Genomic DNA, 20,352 nt, shown 5'->3' with positions numbered 1-20,352 from the left:
ATGGCCCTCAAGCTCAAAGTGACCCTCGTCCGCAGCCCGATCCACCGCGAGCAGTCGCAGAAGGACACTGTCCGCGGCCTCGGCCTGCGCCACCTGCATCACTCGCGGGTGCTCGAAGACTCGCCGTCGATCCGCGGCATGATCCGGAAGATCCAACACCTCGTCGCCGTCGAGCCGGCCGACGAGTAAGCCGATACGGCCGAAGGGGACATCCCAATGGGAACTACACTTGAAACTCTGCAGCCGCCGGCCGGCGCCCGCAAGCGTCGCAAGCGCGTCGGTCGCGGTATCGGTTCGCGGCGCGGCAAGACCTCGACCCGCGGCGTCAAGGGTCAGCTCGCGCGTCACAACGAGATGCCCGATCACTTCGAGGGCGGTCAGAACCCGCTCCAGCGCCGCGTGCCGAAGCGGGGCTTCATCAGCCTGAACCGCGACGAGTACCACGGCGTCAACGTCGGCCTGCTCGAGGGCAAGTTCGCCGCCGGCGAAGAGGTCTCGCTCGAGACCCTGCGGGCCAAGCGCCTCGTCCCGAAGCGGGTCAAGCAGGTCAAGCTGCTCGGCACCGGCGAGCTCAAGACCGCGCTCAAGATCAACGTCGCCAAGGTCAGCGAGTCGGCCCGTCAGAAGGTCGAGGCGGCCGGCGGCTCCATCCAGGAGCCCGCGGCGCCCGCCGAGGGTTGACAGTCCTTCGTCTGGCCGCTCGGGCCGGCAGGCCGCGCACCGTGATACCGGTCACCGAGTGCGCGGCCTTTCGTGCGTCGGCCGGGCTCCCGTGCGGGGCCCGGCCGAAGTTCGTTGCCGAGCCGGCTGCGGCGCCGGGCGGCATGGGGTACAAGTTGTCGCCGTAGCCCCCGGGCCGAGGGCCCGCCCGTCTGGCCGTCAGATCGGGCGCGAGAAGGGGCAAGCTGGGAACGCCGATGGGTGTCATCATCAACATCTTCAAGCTGCCGGAGCTGCGCAAGCGTGTGCTTTTCACGCTGGCGATGCTGGCCGTCTACCGCTTCGGCGTGTTCGTGGCCGTGCCCGGCGTCGACCGCACCGTGATGGACGACATCGTCCGCCAGGGCGCGGGCGGCTTCCTCGGTTATCTCAACATGTTCAGCGGCGGCGCGCTGAGCAACCTGTCCGTGTTCGCGCTCGGCATCATGCCGTACATCAGCGCCAGCATCATCATGCAGCTGATGACGGCCGTCATCCCGCGGCTGGAGATGCTCAGCAAGGAAGGCGAGACGGGGCGGCGGAAGATCAACCAGTACAGCCGCTACGGCACGGTGTTCCTGTCGGTGATCCAGGGCTGGTTCATGGCCACCTGGCTCGAGTCGCAGAACGCCCCCGGGCAGACGCTGGTGCTCGACCCCGGCCTGCCGTTCCGCTTGATGACGATCCTGACCCTGACCGCAGGGACATGCTTCATCATGTGGTTGGGCGAGCAGATCACCGAGAAGGGCATCGGCAACGGGATCTCGCTCATCATCTTCGCCGGCATCGTCGCCGACCTCCCGGTCGCGCTGTACCAGCTGTGGCAGAAGACCCAGGACGATCCCGAGAACTTCGGGCCGATGTTCATCGCCATCCTCGGCGCGCTCGTCGTCGCGGTGATCGCCTTCGTCGTGATCATGGAGCGCGGGCAGCGGCGGATCCAGGTCCAGTACGCCAAACGGGTGGTCGGGCGGCAGATGTTCGGCGGCAACGCCAACTACCTGCCGCTGCGGCTCAACAGCGCCGGCGTGATCCCGCCGATCTTCGCCAGCTCGATCCTCATGTTCCCGAGCCAGATCGCGGGCATGACGGGCAGCTCGTCGATGCAGTGGTTCTCGAACGCCCTGCGCTACGACGGCTGGTTGTACCTCACCGCCTTCGTCGGACTCGTGATCTTCTTCACGTTCTTCTACACGTCGCTGCAGTTCAACCCGGTCGACGTGGCCGACAACTTGAAGAAGCAGAACGCGTCGATCCCCGGGATCCGCCCCGGCAAGCGGACGGCCGAGTACATCGACTTCATCCTCACGCGCCTCACCTTCGCCGGCGCCTGGTACATCGCCGCGGTGTGCGTCCTGCCGACCCTGCTGCAGACCAAATTCAACGTCCCGTTCTACTATGGCGGCACTTCGCTGCTGATCGTCGTCGGCGTCGCCCTCGACACGGCGCAGCAGATCGAGAGTCACCTGGTGACCCGCTCGTACGAAGGGTTTGCCGGTCCTGGCGGGCCGCGGATCCGCGGGCGCCGGGGCTAACTCACACGGAGCCGCCCGCGCCGGTCTGGTGCCGGCCTGGACTAACGGCAGCCTTTTTGCCACCTTTTCGCCCTTCCTTGACCCCCCCTGGGGGTCCTTGAGCTTAAGCATTGCTTCGGCCGTTCGCGCCGAGTTCAGCGGACCCGTCGGGTCGACACGGCCTGACGGGCCAAGGTCTCTTCTCTGTGAATCATCCGCACGCCGACACCTTCGAGGCCACAGTGGTCGCTGAGTTGCCCCAGCAGCTGTACCGCCTCGAGGCCGAGCCGACGCAAGCTGTCCTCACGGCCAGCCTGTCCGCGGAGGCGCGGCGCCTCGGTGTGCACGTACGGACGGGGCAGCGTGTGCTGGTCCGCAGGGCCAGTCTCGATCCAGGTCGCGGCGTCATCACGGGGCTCGCACTCCGCCAGCCCTGAGCCGCAGCCTTCGTCAAGAGGAACAATGAAAGTCAGAGCCAGCGTTCGAAAGATCTGCGACAAGTGCAAGGTCATCCGCCGCAAAGGTGTCGTGCGGGTGATCTGCGACAACCCCAAGCACAAGCAGCGGCAGGGCTAGGAGGACCACCATGGCACGCATTGCAGGGGTCGACCTGCCCCGAAACAAGCGCATCGAGATCGCGCTCACCTACATCTACGGCATCGGTCGCGGGACCGCGCTGAAGATCCTCGACAAGTCCGGCGTGGGCGCGGCGATCCGCACCGACGACCTGACCGACGATCAGCTCGCGTCGATCCGCAGTGTCATCGAGAGCGACTTCAAGGTCGAGGGTGACCTCCGCCGCGACGTTCAGATGAACATCAAGCGCCTGATGGACCTCGGCTGCTACCGCGGTCTCCGTCACCGTCGCGGCCTCCCGGTCCGCGGCCAGCGCACCCATACCAACGCCCGCACGCGCAAGGGCCCCAAGCGGGGCACCGTGGCGGCCAAGAGGAAGGTCTGAGCCATGGCCACTACCAAGGCAGACGACAAGGGCAAGGCCAAGCGTCGCGTCAAGAAGAACGTCGCGACCGGCGTGGTCTACATCAACTCGACCTTCAACAACACGCTCATCACCATCACCGACGTCAACGGCAACACGATCGCGTGGGCCTCGGCGGGTGTGCGTGGCTTCAAGGGTTCGCGCAAGTCGACGCCGTTCGCCGCTCAGCTGGCGGCCGACGACGCGGCGCGCAAGGCCCAGGACCACGGCATGCAGAGCGTCTCGGTCCGCGTGTCGGGCCCGGGTGCCGGCCGCGAGTCGGCGCTGCGCGGCCTGCAGTCGGCCGGTCTGCGCATCACCTCGATCAAGGACGTCACGCCGATCCCGCACAACGGCTGCCGCCCGCCCAAGCGGAGGAGGGTCTGAACCATGGCTCGCTACATCGGTCCCGTGTGCCGGCTCTGCCGGCGTGAAGATGCCAAGCTGTTCCTCAAGGGCGACCGCTGCTTCACCGACAAGTGCGGCTACGAGCGGCGCCAGTACCCCCCGGGTCAGCACGGTCAGGGCCGCGAGAAGCGCCCGAGCGACTACGGCCAGCAGCTGCGCGAGAAGCAGAAGGTCAAGCGCATCTACGGCCTGCTCGAGAAGCAGTTCCGCGGCTACTACTACCGCGCCTCGCGGATGAAGGGCGTGACCGGCGAGAACCTGCTCGCCCTGCTCGAGCGCCGGCTCGACAACGTCACGCTGCGCTGCGGCTTCTCGTCGAGCCACGCCGAGGCCCGCCAGCTCGTGCGTCACGGCCACTTCCTGGTCAACGGCAAGCGGATCAACATCCCGAGCTACCAGGTGCGCGCCGGCGACGTCGTCGAGGTCCGCGACAACAGCAAGAAGATCCAGCGCATCGTCGACGCCCTCGGGCAGGTCGACCGGGTCCCGCGGCCGGCGTGGATCGATCTCGACAAGGAGAACATGCGCGGCAAGATCACCGCGCTGCCGTCTCGGTCGGACATCTCGGCGGACATCGACGAGCAGCTCATCGTCGAGCTGTACTCGAAGTAACCACACGGAGGGACGAATGCAGGACCAAAACACCATCGCCAGGAACTGGCGCGACCTGATTCGGCCGAAGAAGCTCGAGGTCGACACCTCTTCGCTCACCGACACCTACGGCAAGTTCACGTGCGAGCCGCTCGAACGCGGCTACGGCATCAGCCTCGGCAACAGCCTGCGGCGGGTGCTCCTGAGCTCGCTGCAGGGGGCTGCGATCACGACGGTCCGCATCGAAGGCGCGCTCCACGAGTTCACCACGGTGCCCGGCGTCGTCGAGGACGTCACGGACATCATCCTGAACGTCAAGGCGCTGCTCCTCCGCATGGACGACGCCACCCCGCGCACGCTGGTGGTCGACAAGCAGGGCGAGGGCGAGGTCACCGCCGGGGACATCCAGTGCCCGACCGGCGTCACCGCCCTCCGTCCCGAACAACACATCGCCACGCTCAGCAAGGGCGGCCGGCTGCGCATGGAGATGACCTGCGCGATGGGCCGCGGCTACGCGACCGCGGATCAGAACAAGACCGAGGGCATGCCGATCGGCGTCATTCCGATCGACTCCTTGTTCTCGCCGATCCAGAAGGTCAACTACCGCGTCACCAACGCGCGCGTCGGCCATCGCACCGACTACGACCGCCTCTCGCTCGAGGTGTGGACCGACGGCTCCGTCCGTCCCGAGGACGCGGTCGCCTACGCGGCCAAGATCCTCAAGGAGCAGCTCTCGATCTTCATCAACCGCGAGGAGATCGAGGAGGCCGCCGTCCCGCAGCAGAGCGAGAGCGACAAGCTCAACGAGTACCTGTGGCGCTCGGTCGACGAGCTCGAGCTCAGCGTCCGCTCGGCGAACTGCTTGCAGAACGCCAACATCCACTACATCGGCGACCTCGTGCAGCGCACCGAGGCCGAGATGCTCAAGACCAAGAACTTCGGCCGCAAGTCGCTCAAGGAGATCAAGGAGATCCTGGCGCAGATGGGCCTGTCGCTTGGCATGAAGATCGACAATTGGCAGGGCCCGCCGCCGGCCCGTGAGGAGACCTGATCCGCCATGCGCCACCAGAACGCTGGCCGCAAGTTCAGCCGCAACTCGTCGCACCGACGCGCCATGTTCCGCAACATGGTCACGTCGCTGCTCGAGCACCAGCGCATCACCACCACCGAGCCCAAGGCCAAGGAGCTCCGGCGCCTGGCCGAGCGCACCATCACCACCGCGCTCCGCCTCGGCGACCTGCTCACCAAGCCGAAGGACCAGCGCTCCCCGGCCGAGCAGGGCAAGTACGTGCACGCCCTCCGCATGGCGGGCCGCATGGTCCGCTCGCGCGACGCGCTGCACAAGCTGTTCACCGACATCGCCCCGCAGCTCCGCGGCCGCCCCGGCGGTTACACGCGGATCCTCAAGGTGGGCACCCGCCCCGGTGACGCCGCGCCGATGGCGATCCTCGAGATCGTCACCTTCAAGCTGCCCTCGACCGCTCCGTCGGCCGCCGGCGGCGCGTCGTCGACCGGCTCCGAGTCGGCCGACTGACGCCAGGCGGCCGCCCGGCCGCTGAACCCTGAGCAACGAGGCTCGCGCTCCGGCGCGGGCCTTTTGCTTTGGGTCGCGCTCGCGGGCGGCCTGCGCCCGCAGGCGCTCTTCTTCCTTGCTCGTTCGCCACGGCCGGGTCGGACGAATTCTCGCGCTCCGGCGCGCGTCGTGCATCCGCCCCAGCGGCCGCGCAGGGCCGACGTCGCGGTTTTTTTGCCCGGGCCGGCCGTCCTCCCTACGCTCGAAGGGCGTGCTGGAAGACATCGAACCGTACCTTCACCTCGTGGCCGTCGGGGGCGGGCTGCTCGTCGCGCTGTTGCTGCTCGTGTGGCTCGGGCGGGGGGTGCGAGGCGAGCGGCGCGAGCGGGCGCGCACGGTCGTCGGGCTGACGCCGGCGCACGCGCTGCACGTCGTCGACGTCGCCGGCCGTCGCCTGCTCGTCGGGACAGGTCCCGGCGGACCGCCGACCTTGTTGCTGGAGCTGCCCGACCCGCCGCCGGCGCCGTGGAACGCCGCGCCGACCGAGCTCGACGCCCCGCCGTGGGTCGCCGACGCCGCGCGGAGCGCCGAGGGTTGGCGCGCCGAGGCGACGCGCACGACCAAGGAGTGGCGCGCCGACGCCACGCGCAGCACGGAGGGGTGGCGCGCGCATGGTCCCTGAGCTGCCGGCAGGCGCTGCCACGTGGGTGGCCCTGTCGCTGGCGCCGATCGCCGCCGTCAGTTGCACCGCGTTCGCCAAGGCGAGCGTGGTGCTGTCGGCGATCCGCGTCGGGCTCGGCGCCGAGGCCCTGCTGCCGTGGAGCGCCCTGTTCGCGCTGTCGCTGGTGGTCGCGGGCGTGATCATGGGCCCGGTCGCGTTCGAGACGGCGGCGCTGTACGGCTCGGGCGCGCCGCTCGACGTCGGCGCCCTGTTCGGGCCGCTGTCGGCGTTCCTCGACCGCCACGCCGACCCGGCCGAGGTCGAGTACTTCGCGTCGCTCAACGCCGTCGACCTCGCGCACCCGCTCGCGCTCGTGCCGGCGTTCCTCGTCACCGAGCTCGCCGAGGCGCTGCAGATGGCGGCGCTGATTTTGGTGCCGTTCGTGCTCGTCGACCTGGTGCTGGCCCAGCTCGTGGCCCTCATCGGTCTCTCGGGACAGGTACAGCCCGCGGTCGCCTTGCCGGTCAAGGTCCTGCTGTTCATCGCCGTCGGCGGCTGGGACGCGGTGATCCGCGGGCTCGTGGAGGGCTACGCGTGAGCGGCGGGCTGGCCGAGGCGGCGTGGCGGGCCGCGCCCGCGGCCGAGGCGGCACTCGCGGCTCTCGGAGAGGGGCTGATCCACGCGGCGTGGCTGGTCGCGCCGGCGGCCGGGGCCGCCGGCGGGGCGGCGCTGGCGATCGGCTGGCTGTGCCACCGCCTCGGCGTCACCGACCCCGCGCCGGTGCTGCTCGCCCGCGCGACCGCGGTGCTCGCGGTGGTGTGGTGGTTCGGCGCGGCGTGGCTGTCCGAAGGGGCAGGTTACACGCGCGGGCTGTGGGCGCTGTTGCCGGCGATCGGCCGCGGCGGATGAGCTGTCCCGGAGGACATGTGGAACGTCTGTTCGCCTGTCCTCGCGGACATGTGATTCGCGGGCGGTGCCCCCGATGATCGCGGGGCCGCTGGCGGCGTGGGCCTGGCTGGCGCTGCGCCTGTTTGCGCTCTTGCTGTCCCAGTCGCTGTGGCGCGCGGCCACGGGCGGGATGTGGTGGGCGATCGCGGGGTCGCTTTCGATGGTGCTGGCGGCGGCGTGGGCCCCGCTGCGGATCGCGCCGGTAGCGTGGTCGTCGTGGCTGTTGGCGGCCGGCTTCGAGCTGTTGCTCGGCGCGGTGCTCGGGGCCCTCGTCAGCCTGCCCGGCGAGGCCGCGCTCGGGGCGGCGCGCCGCTCGGGGGTCGCGCTCGGGCTCGGCCGCGCGCGCGCGTTCGCGGCGCTGCAGGTCGCGCTGGTCGGCGCGCTCGCGCTGGCCGCGGGGCTGCACCGGCCGCTCCTCACGGGCCTGCGCGCGTGCGCGACGCGCTGGCCCGTCGGGGAGCCAGGAGAGTGGCGGCTGCCGCTCGACGTCGCCGCGGTGAGCGCGACGGCCCACGACGCGACCGTGCTCGCGCTCGGCCTGGCGACGCCGGTCCTGCTCACCGCCGCCGTCGTCGAGCTCGCGCTCGCGTGCGCCGCGAGGTCCGGCCCGGTCGCCGCGCTGGCGGCCGCGAGCCGGCCGTGGCTGGTCGCCGTCGCCGCGCTCACCGCCCTCGCCGCGGCCTGGGCCGTCCACCCGGAGGCCTGGCTGGAGGCCCTCTCGCGCGCCTGAGGCGTGATACCGTCCCCCTCGTCGGATGCCGCGCGTCTCTCACCGCTGGTGCGCCGCGATGCTGCTGCTGGCGACCTGCGGCCGCGGCGAGCCCGAGCCGGCCGACCTGCAGGCGCTGCGGCTGCCGACCGGGGCGCTGCTGTCGCCCGACGGCGCGTGGCTGTTCGTCACCAACAGCAACCTCGACCTCGGGGTCAAGACCAGCACCCTCGTGGTCCTCAACCTGCGCGCCCTCGACCAGGCGTTCGCCGAGCCGCCGGCGCCGGCCGACGCCGAGCTCAGCTCGGTGACGCCGTGCCGTGTCTCGGAGGCCATGTCCAAAGAGACAGGCGCGGAAGGGCAGGAGGTCGTCGAGTGCGACGAGCGCTACTTCATCCAGCGCGAGCACTCGGTCCGGTTGACCAGCGGCGCCGGCAACATCGCCCTCGACCGGCCGATCGGCGACGAGGGCCCGTGGCGGCTGCTGGTGCCGTCGAGCCTCGAGGAGCGGGCGGTGACGTGGATCGACGTCCTGCGCGAGGCCGGCGGCATCGAGGTCGACTGCGGACAGGACGCGGAGGGCGAGTGCGACGCGGCGCACTCCCTGCAGCGGCTCGGCAACGACCCCGCGGCCGCGCGCCTGCCGTCCGATCCGGCCCGGATCTTCGTCGACCGCGAGGGCTATCGCTTCGCCTACCTGCCGCACCTGCTCGGCGCGAGGATGACGCTCATCGCCCTCGACGCCGAGTACGGGCCGAAGATCACCGACATCACCGAGGCCTCCGAGGGCTTCTTCGCCACCGAGCCGCTCGGCAAGGGCGTGCTCGCCGGCGGCTTCGCGGTCGACCAGCGCGCCTGCGACCCGGACGACCCGCCGCCGAGCACCGAGGGGTGCACGCGCCCGCTGCTGTACGCCTCGCACCGCTTCTGGCCCGGGGTGCGCCTGTTCAGCGTCGAGACCGGGCGCGACACGATCGCGCGCTTCGGCAATCACTGGCTGCTCGGGGTCAACCCGTACGCCGCCGGCGACCGCCCGTTCATGGGCGAGGTCGAGTTCCTCGACCCGGAGGTCGGCGACCGCCTGCTCGCGGTCCACACCACGCCGCCGTCGCTGTCGCTGGTCGACACGAGCCTCGGCCCGTCGGGCGAGCCGCTCAACGACCCGATCGACAGCGTCGCGCTGTGTCACAACCCGAACCTGCTGGCGATCCACCGGCCGAAGCAGGGCGAGGCGATCGCGTTCATCAGCTGCTACTCCGACGACGAGGTCGCCGCGGTCGCGCTCGGCTCGTTCAGCGTGATCGCCACCATCCCGGTCGACGACGGCCCCAACGAGCTGGTCGTCGACGAGGCACGGCGCAAGCTGTACGTGGTCCACACGCTGGCGAGCACGATCGGCGTCGTCGAGCTCGACAGCGCCTCGCCGCGGCGGCTGCAGATGATCCGCCGGATCGGCCTCGGCGGCTGAGCCGGCGGGCTCGGCCCGCGCTCAGTTCTTGCGGAAGATCTGCCGCATCCACGCGCCGAGCTGGTCGCCGCGGTAGCGCAGCTGGTGGGTGAACACGAACTCGCGCAGGGCCTCGGCCAGCGCCGCCGCCGAGGGGTAGCGGTCGTCGAGCGAGCGGGCCAGCGAGCGCAGCAGGATGTGCTCGAGCGGGGCCGGGATCGCCGGGTTGACCTCGCTCGGGCGCGGCACCTTGCACTGGCGCACGCTCTCGAAGGTCTCGATGTCGCTGTCGCGGCGGAACAGGCGGCGGCCGGTCAGCAGCTCGAAGAAGACGATGCCGAGGGCGAACACGTCGCTGCGGGCGTCGAGCGGCGCGCCGCGGACCTGCTCGGGCGACATGTACGCGAGCTTGCCCTTGATGACGCCGGCCTGCGTCTGCACCGACGAGCTGGTCGCCTTGGCCAGGCCGAAGTCGATCAGCTTCACCTCGCCCTCGTAGGAGATCAGGATGTTGGGCGGGCTGATGTCGCGGTGGATGATGTTGAGCGGCTTGCCGTCGTCGCTCTTCTTGTTGTGGGCGTAGTCGAGGCCCTCGGCGCAGCGGGTGATGATGTAGCAGGCCTGCGCGAGCGGTAGCGACTTGCCTGCCTTCTGGTGCAGGTCGAGCAGCGCGCCGACGTCGCGGCCCTCGACGTACTCGAGGGCGATGTAGAAGGCGTCGTCCTGGCGGCCGAGCTGGTAGATCTGGGCGATGTTGCCGTGCTGCAGCTGCACGGCCAGCTTCGCCTCCGCCTGGAACATGGCGATGAAGTTGGGGTCGCGGGCGATGTGCGGCAGGATCCGCTTGATCGCCACCAGGCGCTCGAAGCTGTCGGCGCCGGTCAACTTGGCCTTGTACACCTCGGCCATTCCGCCGGCGCTGATGCGCTCGAGCACCTCGTAGGGACCGATCTTGTCGGGTGCCGTGGTCAACGCGGTGATTCTCGGCCCACGCGTCCGAGTTCGTCAATTCGGGGAGAGGCGCGGGCTCGCCCGAATCCGCTGATGTCACGGGCAGGTCGCCGCCCCGCGGCCGGCCGGCCACGGCTCCCGCTCGGCCTGCGCCGGTCACGCTTTCTTAAAAAAACAGGATCCGCGCCGTGTGGTGCGGATCCCCGGGTCGGGCGCTTGGCGGCCAGCGGCGATGCGTCGTCGGCCGCGGGCGCCCGCTCACTCACGCCTCGGCGCGCGGGCTGTCCGCGGCGAGGCTCTCGGGCGGCAGGACGACAGGCTCAAGCGCGGCGTCGAGCACCTGCCGCATGTCCTCGGCGAAGATGAACTCAATCTGCTGGCGCACGTCCTCGGGCACGTCCTCGATGTCGCGGGCGTTGCGGTGCGGGAGCACCACCCGCTTGATCCCGGCCCGGTGGGCGGCCAGGACCTTGGACTTGATCCCGCCGACCGGGAGGACCCGTCCGCGGAGGGTGCATTCGCCGGTCATCGCCGTGTCGTTGCGCACCCGACGGCCCGTCAGCAGCGAGGTCAGGGCCGTGAACATGGTGACGCCTGCGGAGGGGCCGTCCTTGGGCACGGCGCCGGCAGGGACGTGGATGTGCAGGTCCTGGCGGTCGAGGAAGTTGACGTCGACCCCGAGCTGGTTGGCGTTGCTGCGGACGTAGGTGAGGGCGGCGCGGGCGGACTCCTTCATGACGTCCCCGAGCTGGCCGGTGATCTCGAGGCTGCCCTTGCCGGGCATGCGCGAGGTCTCGACGAACAGGATGTCGCCGCCGACCGGGGTCCAGGCGAGGCCGGTCGCCACGCCGGGGACGGCGGTGCGCTCGGCGACTTCGCTCTGGAACTTGGGCTTGCCGAGGTACTTGTGCAGGTCGGACGCGTCGATGTGCAGCCGCGGCGACTTGCCCTCGTCGGCCCGCGCGATCTCCAGGGTCAGCGCGCGGCACAGCTTGGTCAGCTCGCGCCCGAGCTGGCGCACCCCGGCCTCACGCGTGTAGTCGCGGATGATCGTCTTGATCGACTCGTCGGTGACCGTCAGCGTGCCGGCCGCGATCGCGTGGTCCTTGATCTGCTTGGGCAGCAGGTGGTCCTTGGCGATGTGCAGCTTCTCCTCGAGGGTGTAGCCGCTGAGCTCGATGACCTCCAGGCGGTCGCGGAGCGGGGCGGAGATCGTGTCGAGGCTGTTGGCGGTGCAGATGAAGAGCACCTCCGACAGGTCGAACGGCAGCTCGAGGTAGTGGTCGGTGAAGGTCTTGTTCTGCTCGGGGTCGAGGACCTCGAGCAGCGCCGCGTCGGGCGAGCCCATCCAGCTGTTGCCGAGCTTGTCGATCTCGTCGAGCAGCACGACCGGGTTCTTCTTGCCGGCCTTCTTCAGCGCGTGCAGGAGTCGACCGGGCAGCGCGCCGACGTAGGTGCGCCGGTGGCCGCGGATCTCCGCCTCGTCGCGCACGCCGCCGAGGGCGATCCGCACGAACGGACGGCCGGTGGCGTCGGCGATCGACTGGCCGAGCGAGGTCTTGCCGACCCCCGGAGGACCGGCGAGGCACAGCAGGGTCGCGCGGGTGTTGCCCGAGACCTTGAGGACCGCCATGTGCTCCAAGATCCGCTTCTTGACCTCCTCGAGGCCGAAGTGGTCGGCGTCGAGCTTGTTGGCGATCGCGTCGATCTCGAGCGTGCCCGAGGCGCGCTTGTTCCACGGCAGGTCGGCGATCCACTCGAGGTAGGTGCGGATGACGCCGAACTCGGCGTGCGCGTTGTTCATCGCCTCGAGGCGGGCGAGCTCGCGGTCGGCGACCTTGCGGGCCTCCTCGGGCAGCCCGGCCTTGTCGAGCCGGTCGCGCAGGGCCTGCAGGTCGTCGGACTTGGGCTCCTCGCCGAGCTCCTTCTGGATCGCGCGCAGCTGCTGGCGCAGCAGGACCTCGCGCTGGTTGCTGTGGAGGCCGCGACGGACCTCGGAGTCGATCTTGTGCTTGAGCTCCGCGAGGGTGATGGCCTCGTCGAGCAGGCGCGAGACCAGGCGCAGGCGCTCGCTCACGTCGCGGGTGAGCAGCACCTGGACTTCTTTATCGGTGTCGAGGCTCAGCGCCGCGGCCACGCGGTCGGCGAGCAAGCCGGAGTCGTCGCCGCGTCCGAGCAGCTCGATCCACTGACCGAAGCTCGAAGACATGTCGGGCGCGATCTCCTGCAGCTTCTCGCGCATGCGCGAGCCGAGAGCGCCGGCGAGCAACTTCGCCTCGGTGGGGTCCGAGTTCTCGTCGGGCAGCTGCTCGACCTCGGCGGTCCAGTAAGGCTTGCCGTGGAGGATCGTCTTCAGCGAGAAGCGACCGAGGCCCTCCAGTACGACCTGATAGTTGCGCTCGCCCGTGCGCCGGACCTGGCGGACGCGGGCGTAGGTGCCGACCGGCTGGAGGTCGGCGAGCTCGGGATCGACCATCCGCGCGTCACGCTGCACGGCGATGCCCACGATCGCGTCCTGCCCGACGGCCTCGATCATGGCGATCGAGCGGGCGCGACCGACCGGGACGGTGATGACTGTGCCAGGGAAGAGGACGCCGTTGCGCAAGGGCAGCAGCGGGATCACAGACGGATACTCTGGGTGGCTCATCTCGGTTCCTTTCGCTCCCCGCGGCTAAGCCTGCAGGGGTACGTGATGACGGTTGAACCGAACTTAAAACCGTTCAACTCGCCGTCAACTGCGGGACCGGGGTTCGGCGCGGCAGAGGCCGTGGACGAGGAGTTGATGCAGAGCCGTGACCTCACGCTCGAGCTCGTCAGGTGCACGACCGAAGAGCAGCGGTGGCACGAAGGCGACGAACGCCTGCAGCAGCGTCGCCGCGGTGGCGGACGCGTCCTTGATCACGAACTCGCCCGCGTCCTCGCCTGCCTGTAGGAGTTCGGCGATGATCTCGCGTTCGCGGCGGTGGTAGATCTCCTTCGCCTCACGGATCGCCGGGCAAGCGTGACAGTGAACGAGCTCCGCGGCGTGCGCGCCGCGCTCGGCGAGCGCGAGGAAGGCCCGCGTTCGCGCCACGAGCGCCGCTTGCAGACGGTGGGCGTAGAGCTTTTTCGGCGCATTGGCGGCGCCGCGCATCGCCCCGAGCACGGCCTCGTGGCGGCGATGCGAGAGCTCGACCCAGATGGCGTCCTTGGCCTCGAACTCGAGATAGACCGAGCCGACGCTGATGCCGGCCTCGCGGGCGATCTCGGCGACGGTGGTCTTGGCGTGACCGTAGTGGTGGAGCAGTCGCTCGGCGGCGTCGAGGATCTGCGCGCGTCTCGGGTTGCCGAGGTCTCCCGCGGGGTACGTCCCGGACTGAGCCATGACGAACCCACTACATCATTCATCGTTTGAAAACACAAACGTGCGCGCGGGCAGTTCCGCTCCGTGATCCGATCGAGGTCATGCGGGCGCTATACGCCGGTGTTGCAGCGGCTGCCCGTGAATAGCACCCTGCACCCCCGGGTCTGAAGGCCCCCGAAATCGCACGAGGAACCTCCATGTCGCTCCGCTCCTGTCTGTCCCTGCTCGCCGGTATGATGATTGTGTCCGCCCCCGCCACGACCTTCGCTGACTCGTCCGGCTCCGTCGGCAACGTCGACGCCGTGACCATCTACGAGAGCAGCAGCGATGACTACGCGATGGCCAACGGCGTGCTGACGGTGCGCGAGAAGTCCGGAACCAAGCGCGACTACAAGTGGGGCGGGTCGCTGTGCCCGGGCCGTAACGTGAGCGCCGACTCGATCGCCATGCTGTTCGACGCGCTCCGCTCGCAGACCCAGGTGGAGATCGTGCCGTCGTACAAGGTCGGCAACGGCGCCACGCGCTGTCTGACCGGCTTCAAGCTGTCCTTCGATCGCCCCGTAGCGGGCGGCTGAGCCGCGGAATCTCGCGCAGGTTCTTGGCGCGCGGCCCCGGGCGCGCTAAAAGCCTCGCTCCGTGGACCTCGACGCCACCACCCCGCCCGGCCGCGCTCGCGTGGCGCTGGCCTGGCGGGTCGGTCTGCGGCCGAGGTCTTCGCGTCTCGCGCCGGCCCTGCTGTGCCTGGCGGTCGCGGCCGCGATCCCGCACCGCCTCGAGCCGTCGCTGGCGTCGGCGCTGCGAGCGGCCTGGTCGGGTGAGAGCGCGCATGTCCTTTGGGACATGTACATGGCGACCTGGCCGATGGTTGTCGCTGGGGTGGCCCTGCTGGTCGCGCTGGCGACGGCGGCGAGCGGTTCGCTCGGGTGGGTCGAGGGCGATCGCTCGCGGCTCGGTCGCGTCGATGCGGCGCGGCCGGGGGCCGGGTCGGCGGTGGTCGCGGTGGCGGTGCTGGTGGCGCTGGCGCTGGCCGTGCGCGGGGTGATCGCCGGGGCGGCGCGCGGCGTCGCGGCCGGTGAGGCCAGCCTCGTCGCGCTGTGGGTGGAGTGGCTCAGGCGCGCGTTGTTGGCGGCGGGCTGCGTGACGCTGGTGGCCGCGGTGCTCGAGCTGGTGGTGATGCGCGGCGCGCTGCGGCGGGCGCTGTACCAGACGCGGCGCGAGGCGAAGGAGAGTTCGCGGTGAGCGAGCGGTTGGTGTCGGTGGCGCTGCCGGTGGCGCTCGACCGCGGGTTCACGTACGCGGTGCCGGCGTCGTGGCCGAGCGTGCCGGAGCCGGGGGCGCGCGTGCTGGTGCCGTTCGCCAACCGCGGGCTGGTGGGAGTGGTGCGCGCGGCCCAGCCGGAGCGGCTGAACGGGGCGCGGATCAAGCTGCTCGAGGAGGTGCTCGACCCACCGGGCGCGCCGTCGTTGACGCCGGAGCTGGCGCGCCTGTGCGAGTGGGTGGCCGACTACTACGTGGCGCCGGTCGGCGAGGTCTACCGGCTGGCGCTGCCGGGCTTGCTCACGGGACATGATGTCCGAAGGGTCATGTTGTCCGAGGCCGGGGCGCAGGCGCTGGCGGCCGCGCGTGAGGTTGTGCTGCAGCCGGTCGACGACGCGGGGCTGCCGACGGCGGCGGAGCAGCGGGTGCTGGCGGCCCTGGCGGCGGCGCCCCGGGGCGAGCTCGCGGTCGAACGGCTGATCGATCTGCGGCCGCGGATCCCCGGAGTGCTGCGGCTGATCGGCGACCTCGCGGCCAAGGAGCTGTGCACGATCTCCTGGGACGAGGCCGGCGGCGAGGGGGCGCGCGTCGAGGCCCACTACCGCCGCACGGACTACCTGCGCGGGGCGGCCACCGCCGAGGAGACGCTGCGCGAGCACATCGGTCGCAGCAAGCAGCGGCGGGCGCTGCTCGACCTGCTCGAAGGGGCGGGTTCGTGGGTGCCCGCGGGCGAGCTGCGCGGGCCGTTCCCGGGCTACAAGAAGCTGCTCGAGCCGCTGCTCGCGGCGGGGTTGGTGGCGGTGGAGGAGCGGCTGCGGGCGCTCGACCCGTTCGCGGCGGAGACGCTCGAGCCGTCGTTGCCGCAGACGCCGACGGCCGACCAGGCGGCGGCGCTGGCGACGTTGCGCGGGGACCTCGAGGCGGGCAAGTTCGCGGCGTCGCTGCTGCACGGGGTGACCGGCAGCGGAAAGACGGAGGTGTACCTGCAACTGATCGCGGACGCGCGGGCGCGCGGGGGCGGAGCGATCGTGCTGGTGCCCGAGATCGCCTTGACGCCGCAGCTGTCGGATCGCTTCCGGGCGCGCTTCGGCGAGACGGTGGCCGTGCTGCACAGCGGACTGACGCCGCGCCAGCGGCTCGACGCGTGGCAGCAGATCCGCATGGGCGCGCGGCCGATCGTGATCGGGGCGCGCTCGGCCGTGTTCGCGCCGGTGCCCGACCTCAAGGTGATCGTCGTCGACGAGGAGCACGACGCGTCGTTCAAGCAGGAGGAGGGGGTCCGCTACAGCGCGCGCGACGTGGCGCTGGTGCGGGCGCGCGACGCGTCGGCGGTGGCGGTGCTCGGCAGCGCGACGCCGGCGCTCGAGACGTACGAGTCGGCGCGCTCGGGGAAGATCCGCTGGCTGCGGATGACGACGCGCCCGACGACGCGGCCGCTGCCCGAAGTGGAGCTGATCTCGCTGGCGACGCACCGGCCCGATCCGGAGACGCTGCTGACGGGTCGCATGCGCACGGCGCTGGTGGAGACGGTGGCCGCGGGCGAGCAGGCGATCGTGTTCCTCAATCGCCGCGGCTTCGCGACCACGCTGATCTGCGACCGCTGCGGGGCGCTGCATCACTGCCCGGACTGCAGCGCGCCGGCGATGACGTATCACCTCGGGCGCAACCGGCTGATGTGCCACTGGTGCGGGTTCATCGAGGCGCCGCCGGAGCGCTGCGTGGAGTGCGGCGAGGGGGAGCTGCTGCACGGCAACGCCGGGACGGAGCGGGTCGAGCTGGCGCTGGCGAAGGACGTGCCGGGCGCGCGGGTGCTGCGGCTCGACCGCGACACGAGCCGCGGCAAGGGCTTGCTCGAGACGCTGGCGCAGTTCCGCCGGCGCGAGGCCGACATCCTGGTGGGGACGCAGATGCTGTCGAAGGGCCACGACTTCCCCGGGGTGACGCTGGTGGGGATCCTCCAGGGCGACCACGGGCTCGGGCTGCCCGACATCCGCGCGTCGGAGCGGACGTTCCAGCTGCTGACGCAGGTCGCGGGTCGAGCTGGCCGCGGGGACAGGCCGGGGCGGGTGCTGATCCAGGCCTACGGGATCAAGAACCCGGCGATCGCGTTCGCGGCCGAGCACGACTTCGAGGCGTTCGCGGCGTGGGAGCTCGACAAGCGGCGCGAGCTCCACAACCCGCCGTTCGGCCACCTGGCGCTGGTGCGGATCTCGGGGCCGGACCAGGTGGCGGTGCAGCGGCGCGCGGAGGAGCTGGCGGCGGTCATCCGCGCGGCGGCGGAAGAGGTGCGGCGCAAGCACGCGGAGGAGCCCGGCAGCGCCGAGGCGCCGCCGCCGGTGCAGCTGCTCGGGCCGAAGGCGTCGCTCATCGAGCGGGTGAACCGCCGCGTGCGCTGGCAGATGCTCATCCGCGCGAGCAGCCGACCCCCGCTGCGCTGGTTGCTGCGCCAGCTGCGGCCCCGCCTCGGCGACGCCGGCAGCGGCGAGTTCAAGACGATGGCCAACGTCGATGTCGACCCGCAGTCGCTGATCTGAGCGCGAGGCGGTCGAGAAGCCGAGGTCCTCGAGGCCCGGGGCGATGCGGGAGCGTCGCGCTCGGCGGGTGCGCATGACGGCGGGCCGAGGATCCCGCTGGCCAGCCATGCGGTTACGCGTCGCAGGTCCCTCATGGACCTGTTCGATCAGTCAGCCGGATGGGAGCCGCCCGGTGATCGAAGGGAATGGCGCCACGACTCGGCGGCGGCGACGCGGCCGTCGATCTCGTGGCGGGCGCCCTTGAAGAAGTCCGGCCTCTGTTCGAGCGGAGGCCGTGCGGACCTCGTCGTGCGGCTGTCCCACGGGACCTGTTCGAGCAGACAGGCGGCGGGGCCGCCGATGCTGAGGTGGAAGAAGTCGAGCGGGTCGACGCCACGACTCGGCGGCGGCCGGGTCGAGGCGGGCGTCATCCAAGAAGTCGCCGCCCCGTTTCGAGCCGAGGCCGTCGGGCCACGTCGTGCTGGCTGTCCCTGGGGACCTGTCCGATCAGGCAGCCGGCAGCGGGCCGCCGAGGTGGCGGTGGAAGAAGTCGAGCGAGCGGCGCCACGACTCGGCGGCGGCGACCGGATCGTAAACCTCGGGGCGAGCGTCGTTGAAGAAGGCGTGCTGGGCGCTGTAGCGGTAGAGCTCGTACTCGGTGGTGCCGGCGCGCAGCTGGTCCTCGAGCGCGCGGACGGCGTCGGGGGTACACCAGTCGTCGAACTCGGCGAAGTGGGCCTGCAGCGGGGCGAGCAGCTTGCTGGCGTCGGCGCCGGCGCCGGGGATGCCGTAGTAGCAGACGCCGGCGGCGAAGCCGGGGACGTTGCAGATCGAGGCGAGGGTGAGGGCGCCGCCGAGGCAGAAGCCGATGATGCCGACCCTGGTCGCTCCGTCCTGTCCCTTGAGATAGGTGAGCGCGCCGGCGATGTCGCTCAGCGCCTGGCCGAAGTCGAGGCCGGTCATGAGGTGCTTGGCCTCGTCGGCGACGGCAGTGGCGCGGCCGCGGTAGAGGTCGGGGATCAGGACGCGGTAGCCGGCGTCGGCGAGGCGCTGCCCGACGCGGCGGATCTGGTCGTTGATGCCCCACCACTCTTGAATGAGGACGACGCCCGGAGCGCCGTCGGCGGCGGAGAACAGCACGCCAGGGGCGTCCTGTCCGTCAGGGCGAGTGAAGCTGATCGCGCGGCCGTGTTCCATGGCGATCATGGTAGGTGCCGCGCGCGTCGCGACAAAGGCCGCGGAGAGCGGCCTCAGGCGCGGGAGGCGGCCGTCAGCGCGCAGCCCGCGAAGGGCAGATCACTGACGGATCCAGGTCTGGGTGCGGAAGAACGGGCCGAGGTAGCCGCGCACCTTGAGCTTGCGCCCGCCGTCCTCGAGCCAGATCTTGCAGCGGTAGGTCTTGTTCTTCTGCGGGTCGAAGATCTTGCCGCCGCTCCACTCGCCGTCGTCGGCCGACAGGCCCCACATGACCACCATGCCCTCGATGGGCTTGTTGTGATCCTCGCCCTCGCACGCCTCGCACAGCGCGCCGGGCTTGAGGAGGAGGCGGTCGACGCGGCCGTAGATCTTGCCGTCGACCTCGTAAATCTTGACGATGGACTTCGTCTCGCCGGTCTCGTCGTCGATCGTCTTCCAGCTCCCGACCGGTGAATCGCTGGCGGAGAAGAAGGCGTAGGCGGTCGCCGAGGCGGACATGACCGCGGCCAACAGCGCGGCGAACACGAATTTCACGGGGCGCAGGGACGTACGAGCGGACTTGAGGTGCATGGTGAGATCCTGGCTGATTTGCTCGGTTGCGGGAAGGTGACAGCGGGGAGACGCTCGCCGGGCGCGCCGCTTCAGGCACCCTGGAAGAAATTGTCCCCCGGACCGCCGGGCTCAGGGGTGCGTCGCCGCGCATAGGGACTGGAGTACACTCCCGTCGCCGTGGGTCCGGAGATCCTCATGACGGGCAACCGTGCCCACCGGGGCGAGCTGGTCCCTCGCGTGCAAGACCTGGGCTACGCGGTGGTCCCGGTACGCGAGCGCGAACTGGTGCTGCGCGCCGCGCAAAATCCCGGCCCCGCCGCGGTCATCGTCTGCCTCGGCTCCGCCGACGCGAGCGGCCTGGTGCAGGCGCTGCGCGAGCGGCCGGAGACGATGGGCATCCCGGTGCTGCTCTACGGGCGCCTGCAAGGCGAGACGCGCGACCTGGCCGCGGTGCTCGAGCTCGGGGCCGACCGCTTCCTCGAGGCGCCCGTCGACGAGGCGGAGCTCAAGGCGGCGCTGGCCGAGCTCGCCGGGCCGCCCGCAGGCGCAGCGCGGCCCGAGCCTCGCGAAGCATCGCCGGCTCCGCGTCCCGTTCGCGCCGACCCGGTCCTCAATCGTCTGCATCACACGCTCGAGGTGCTGGCGGCCCGCCTCGAGACCCGCGAAGAGTCCGTCGACGGCCATCGCGACGGGATCGATCTCGAGGCGATGGGCCTGGACGCCGTTCCCGACGTCGACCCAGAGCACGACAGCGGCGAGCTCGAGCTCCTGCGCGAGCCGACTCAGCGGTTGCCCTCGACTGGCGAATCACGGGTCGGTCGTCGGCCGACCCGAAGTGAGCTCACGTTTTCGCGCGACGGGGAGATCTCGCCGGAGTCGGGCTCGCAGGCCCCTGCAGAGGCCCACAGCGAGCATACGGCCTCGGTCGCCACCGCGGCTCGCCAGGACGTACGCAAGGATCGCGCGAGCCGTTGGGGCGAGTCGCGGCCGGATCCGCGCGTGGTCGCGGAGGGGAACCTGTCCCGAGAAACCTGGTCGAAACGACAGGAACGAGCGGGCGCGACTCCGGC

The 20,352-nt window shown here is 70.8% G+C and carries 24 protein-coding genes; 17 read left to right on the top strand and 7 right to left on the bottom strand.

Annotation, left to right across the window (positions count from 1 at the left end):
• The 14 genes from rpmD (at nt 1) to NAEX_RS14880 (ending at nt 9,490) form a co-directional block, all read left to right on the top strand.
• Entirely contained in the window at nt 1–189 is a 189-nt protein-coding gene (rpmD, locus tag NAEX_RS14950) for a 50S ribosomal protein L30 (protein ID WP_096328171.1), read from the top strand.
• 27 nt (nt 190–216) lie between these two features.
• Entirely contained in the window at nt 217–681 is a 465-nt protein-coding gene (gene rplO / locus NAEX_RS14945) for a 50S ribosomal protein L15 (RefSeq protein ID WP_096328170.1), read from the top strand.
• A gap of 236 nt (nt 682–917) precedes the next feature.
• Complete coding sequence (secY, locus tag NAEX_RS14940) at nt 918–2,234, top strand: preprotein translocase subunit SecY (protein ID WP_096328169.1); 1,317 nt, start codon at nt 918–920, stop codon at nt 2,232–2,234.
• Nucleotides 2,235–2,675: 441 nt separating this feature from the next.
• A complete protein-coding gene (gene rpmJ, locus NAEX_RS14930) occupies nt 2,676–2,789 on the top strand; it encodes a 50S ribosomal protein L36 (protein WP_096328167.1) in 114 nt (37 codons plus the stop codon).
• Nucleotides 2,790–2,799: 10 nt separating this feature from the next.
• Complete coding sequence (gene rpsM, locus NAEX_RS14925) at nt 2,800–3,174, top strand: 30S ribosomal protein S13 (RefSeq protein WP_096328166.1); 375 nt, start codon at nt 2,800–2,802, stop codon at nt 3,172–3,174.
• 3 nt (nt 3,175–3,177) lie between these two features.
• The gene (gene rpsK / locus NAEX_RS14920; protein ID WP_096328165.1) at nt 3,178–3,579 is read left to right on the top strand and encodes a 30S ribosomal protein S11; all 402 of its coding nucleotides are present in this window, start codon (nt 3,178–3,180) and stop codon (nt 3,577–3,579) included.
• A 3-nt stretch (nt 3,580–3,582) separates the two neighbouring features.
• Nucleotides 3,583–4,212 (top strand): 30S ribosomal protein S4, encoded by a 630-nt coding sequence (gene rpsD, locus NAEX_RS14915; protein ID WP_096328164.1) that lies wholly within the window; start codon nt 3,583–3,585, stop codon nt 4,210–4,212.
• A 16-nt stretch (nt 4,213–4,228) separates the two neighbouring features.
• Complete coding sequence (locus tag NAEX_RS14910; RefSeq protein WP_096328163.1) at nt 4,229–5,242, top strand: DNA-directed RNA polymerase subunit alpha; 1,014 nt, start codon at nt 4,229–4,231, stop codon at nt 5,240–5,242.
• 6 nt (nt 5,243–5,248) lie between these two features.
• On the top strand, nt 5,249–5,725 hold the full coding sequence (gene rplQ / locus NAEX_RS14905; protein WP_096328162.1) for a 50S ribosomal protein L17: 477 nt from the start codon (nt 5,249–5,251) through the stop codon (nt 5,723–5,725).
• A 250-nt stretch (nt 5,726–5,975) separates the two neighbouring features.
• Nucleotides 5,976–6,386, top strand: a complete 411-nt coding sequence (locus NAEX_RS14900; protein WP_096328161.1) for a hypothetical protein — start codon at nt 5,976–5,978, stop codon at nt 6,384–6,386.
• Nucleotides 6,376–6,963, top strand: a complete 588-nt coding sequence (locus tag NAEX_RS14895) for an EscR/YscR/HrcR family type III secretion system export apparatus protein (protein ID WP_096328160.1) — start codon at nt 6,376–6,378, stop codon at nt 6,961–6,963. The genes NAEX_RS14900 and NAEX_RS14895 overlap by 11 nt, the downstream gene beginning before the upstream one ends.
• The gene (locus NAEX_RS14890; RefSeq protein ID WP_096328159.1) at nt 6,960–7,274 is read left to right on the top strand and encodes a hypothetical protein; all 315 of its coding nucleotides are present in this window, start codon (nt 6,960–6,962) and stop codon (nt 7,272–7,274) included. The genes NAEX_RS14895 and NAEX_RS14890 overlap by 4 nt, the downstream gene beginning before the upstream one ends.
• Nucleotides 7,275–7,347: 73 nt before the next feature.
• A complete protein-coding gene (locus NAEX_RS14885) occupies nt 7,348–8,043 on the top strand; it encodes a flagellar biosynthetic protein FliR (RefSeq protein WP_096328158.1) in 696 nt (231 codons plus the stop codon).
• A gap of 25 nt (nt 8,044–8,068) precedes the next feature.
• Entirely contained in the window at nt 8,069–9,490 is a 1,422-nt protein-coding gene (locus NAEX_RS14880) for a YncE family protein (RefSeq protein ID WP_096328157.1), read from the top strand.
• 21 nt (nt 9,491–9,511) lie between these two features.
• On the opposite strand, the gene NAEX_RS14875 is transcribed toward NAEX_RS14880, so the two are convergent.
• The 3 genes from NAEX_RS14875 to NAEX_RS14865 form a co-directional block, all read right to left on the bottom strand.
• On the bottom strand, nt 9,512–10,441 hold the full coding sequence (locus NAEX_RS14875; protein ID WP_096328156.1) for a serine/threonine protein kinase: 930 nt from the start codon (nt 10,439–10,441) through the stop codon (nt 9,512–9,514).
• A 241-nt stretch (nt 10,442–10,682) separates the two neighbouring features.
• Nucleotides 10,683–13,067 carry an endopeptidase La gene (gene lon / locus NAEX_RS14870; protein ID WP_096328155.1) on the bottom strand — a complete coding sequence of 795 codons (2,385 nt, stop codon included), beginning with the start codon at nt 13,065–13,067 and terminating at the stop codon, nt 10,683–10,685.
• Nucleotides 13,068–13,151: 84 nt separating this feature from the next.
• Complete coding sequence (locus NAEX_RS14865) at nt 13,152–13,784, bottom strand: TetR/AcrR family transcriptional regulator (protein ID WP_096328154.1); 633 nt, start codon at nt 13,782–13,784, stop codon at nt 13,152–13,154.
• A 221-nt stretch (nt 13,785–14,005) separates the two neighbouring features.
• On the opposite strand from NAEX_RS14865, the gene NAEX_RS14860 reads away from it, so the two are divergent.
• The 3 genes from NAEX_RS14860 to priA all read left to right on the top strand — a co-directional run bounded on the left by NAEX_RS14860 (nt 14,006) and on the right by priA (nt 17,554).
• Complete coding sequence (locus NAEX_RS14860) at nt 14,006–14,338, top strand: hypothetical protein (protein WP_143141203.1); 333 nt, start codon at nt 14,006–14,008, stop codon at nt 14,336–14,338.
• 61 nt (nt 14,339–14,399) lie between these two features.
• Complete coding sequence (locus NAEX_RS14855) at nt 14,400–15,002, top strand: hypothetical protein (protein ID WP_096328152.1); 603 nt, start codon at nt 14,400–14,402, stop codon at nt 15,000–15,002.
• Nucleotides 14,999–17,554 (top strand): replication restart helicase PriA, encoded by a 2,556-nt coding sequence (gene priA / locus NAEX_RS14850; protein ID WP_096328151.1) that lies wholly within the window; start codon nt 14,999–15,001, stop codon nt 17,552–17,554. The genes NAEX_RS14855 and priA overlap by 4 nt, the downstream gene beginning before the upstream one ends.
• A 146-nt stretch (nt 17,555–17,700) precedes the next feature.
• Here the strand turns inward: priA and NAEX_RS14845 are convergent, their stop codons facing one another.
• The 4 genes from NAEX_RS14845 to NAEX_RS14830 form a co-directional block, all read right to left on the bottom strand.
• A complete protein-coding gene (locus tag NAEX_RS14845) occupies nt 17,701–17,964 on the bottom strand; it encodes a hypothetical protein (RefSeq protein WP_096328150.1) in 264 nt (87 codons plus the stop codon).
• 76 nt (nt 17,965–18,040) lie between these two features.
• Entirely contained in the window at nt 18,041–18,730 is a 690-nt protein-coding gene (locus NAEX_RS14840; RefSeq protein WP_096333620.1) for a dienelactone hydrolase family protein, read from the bottom strand.
• A gap of 99 nt (nt 18,731–18,829) precedes the next feature.
• Nucleotides 18,830–19,300, bottom strand: a complete 471-nt coding sequence (locus NAEX_RS14835) for a DUF2147 domain-containing protein (protein ID WP_096328149.1) — start codon at nt 19,298–19,300, stop codon at nt 18,830–18,832.
• Between the two features lie 111 nt (nt 19,301–19,411).
• A complete protein-coding gene (locus tag NAEX_RS14830; RefSeq protein ID WP_096328148.1) occupies nt 19,412–20,029 on the bottom strand; it encodes a hypothetical protein in 618 nt (205 codons plus the stop codon).
• Between the last annotated feature and the right edge of the window lie 323 nt (nt 20,030–20,352).

The sequence above is a fragment of the Nannocystis exedens genome (assembly GCF_002343915.1).
Classification (GTDB): Bacteria; Myxococcota_A; Polyangia; order Nannocystales; family Nannocystaceae; genus Nannocystis; species Nannocystis exedens.
Note: the sequence above shows the minus strand (reverse complement) of the source record. Positions and strands in the feature narration are given on the sequence as shown.

What these genes read in the sequence shown, in the direction of transcription:
- NAEX_RS14880 (WP_096328157.1), top strand. Translation starts at nt 8,069, where the DNA reads ATGCCGCGCGTCTCTCACCGCTGGTGCGCCGCGATGCTGCTGCTGGCG.
- rplQ (WP_096328162.1), top strand. Translation starts at nt 5,249, where the DNA reads ATGCGCCACCAGAACGCTGGCCGCAAGTTCAGCCGCAACTCGTCGCAC.
- lon (WP_096328155.1), bottom strand. Translation starts at nt 13,067, where the DNA reads ATGAGCCACCCAGAGTATCCGTCTGTGATCCCGCTGCTGCCCTTGCGC.
- NAEX_RS14865 (WP_096328154.1), bottom strand. Translation starts at nt 13,784, where the DNA reads ATGGCTCAGTCCGGGACGTACCCCGCGGGAGACCTCGGCAACCCGAGA.
- NAEX_RS14845 (WP_096328150.1), bottom strand. Translation starts at nt 17,964, where the DNA reads ATGACGCCCGCCTCGACCCGGCCGCCGCCGAGTCGTGGCGTCGACCCG.
- NAEX_RS14840 (WP_096333620.1), bottom strand. Translation starts at nt 18,730, where the DNA reads ATGGAACACGGCCGCGCGATCAGCTTCACTCGCCCTGACGGACAGGAC.
- secY (WP_096328169.1), top strand. Translation starts at nt 918, where the DNA reads ATGGGTGTCATCATCAACATCTTCAAGCTGCCGGAGCTGCGCAAGCGT.
- NAEX_RS14895 (WP_096328160.1), top strand. Translation starts at nt 6,376, where the DNA reads ATGGTCCCTGAGCTGCCGGCAGGCGCTGCCACGTGGGTGGCCCTGTCG.
- NAEX_RS14885 (WP_096328158.1), top strand. Translation starts at nt 7,348, where the DNA reads ATGATCGCGGGGCCGCTGGCGGCGTGGGCCTGGCTGGCGCTGCGCCTG.
- rpmD (WP_096328171.1), top strand. Translation starts at nt 1, where the DNA reads ATGGCCCTCAAGCTCAAAGTGACCCTCGTCCGCAGCCCGATCCACCGC.
- NAEX_RS14835 (WP_096328149.1), bottom strand. Translation starts at nt 19,300, where the DNA reads ATGCACCTCAAGTCCGCTCGTACGTCCCTGCGCCCCGTGAAATTCGTG.
- rpsD (WP_096328164.1), top strand. Translation starts at nt 3,583, where the DNA reads ATGGCTCGCTACATCGGTCCCGTGTGCCGGCTCTGCCGGCGTGAAGAT.
- rpsM (WP_096328166.1), top strand. Translation starts at nt 2,800, where the DNA reads ATGGCACGCATTGCAGGGGTCGACCTGCCCCGAAACAAGCGCATCGAG.
- rpsK (WP_096328165.1), top strand. Translation starts at nt 3,178, where the DNA reads ATGGCCACTACCAAGGCAGACGACAAGGGCAAGGCCAAGCGTCGCGTC.
- NAEX_RS14910 (WP_096328163.1), top strand. Translation starts at nt 4,229, where the DNA reads ATGCAGGACCAAAACACCATCGCCAGGAACTGGCGCGACCTGATTCGG.
- rplO (WP_096328170.1), top strand. Translation starts at nt 217, where the DNA reads ATGGGAACTACACTTGAAACTCTGCAGCCGCCGGCCGGCGCCCGCAAG.
- rpmJ (WP_096328167.1), top strand. Translation starts at nt 2,676, where the DNA reads ATGAAAGTCAGAGCCAGCGTTCGAAAGATCTGCGACAAGTGCAAGGTC.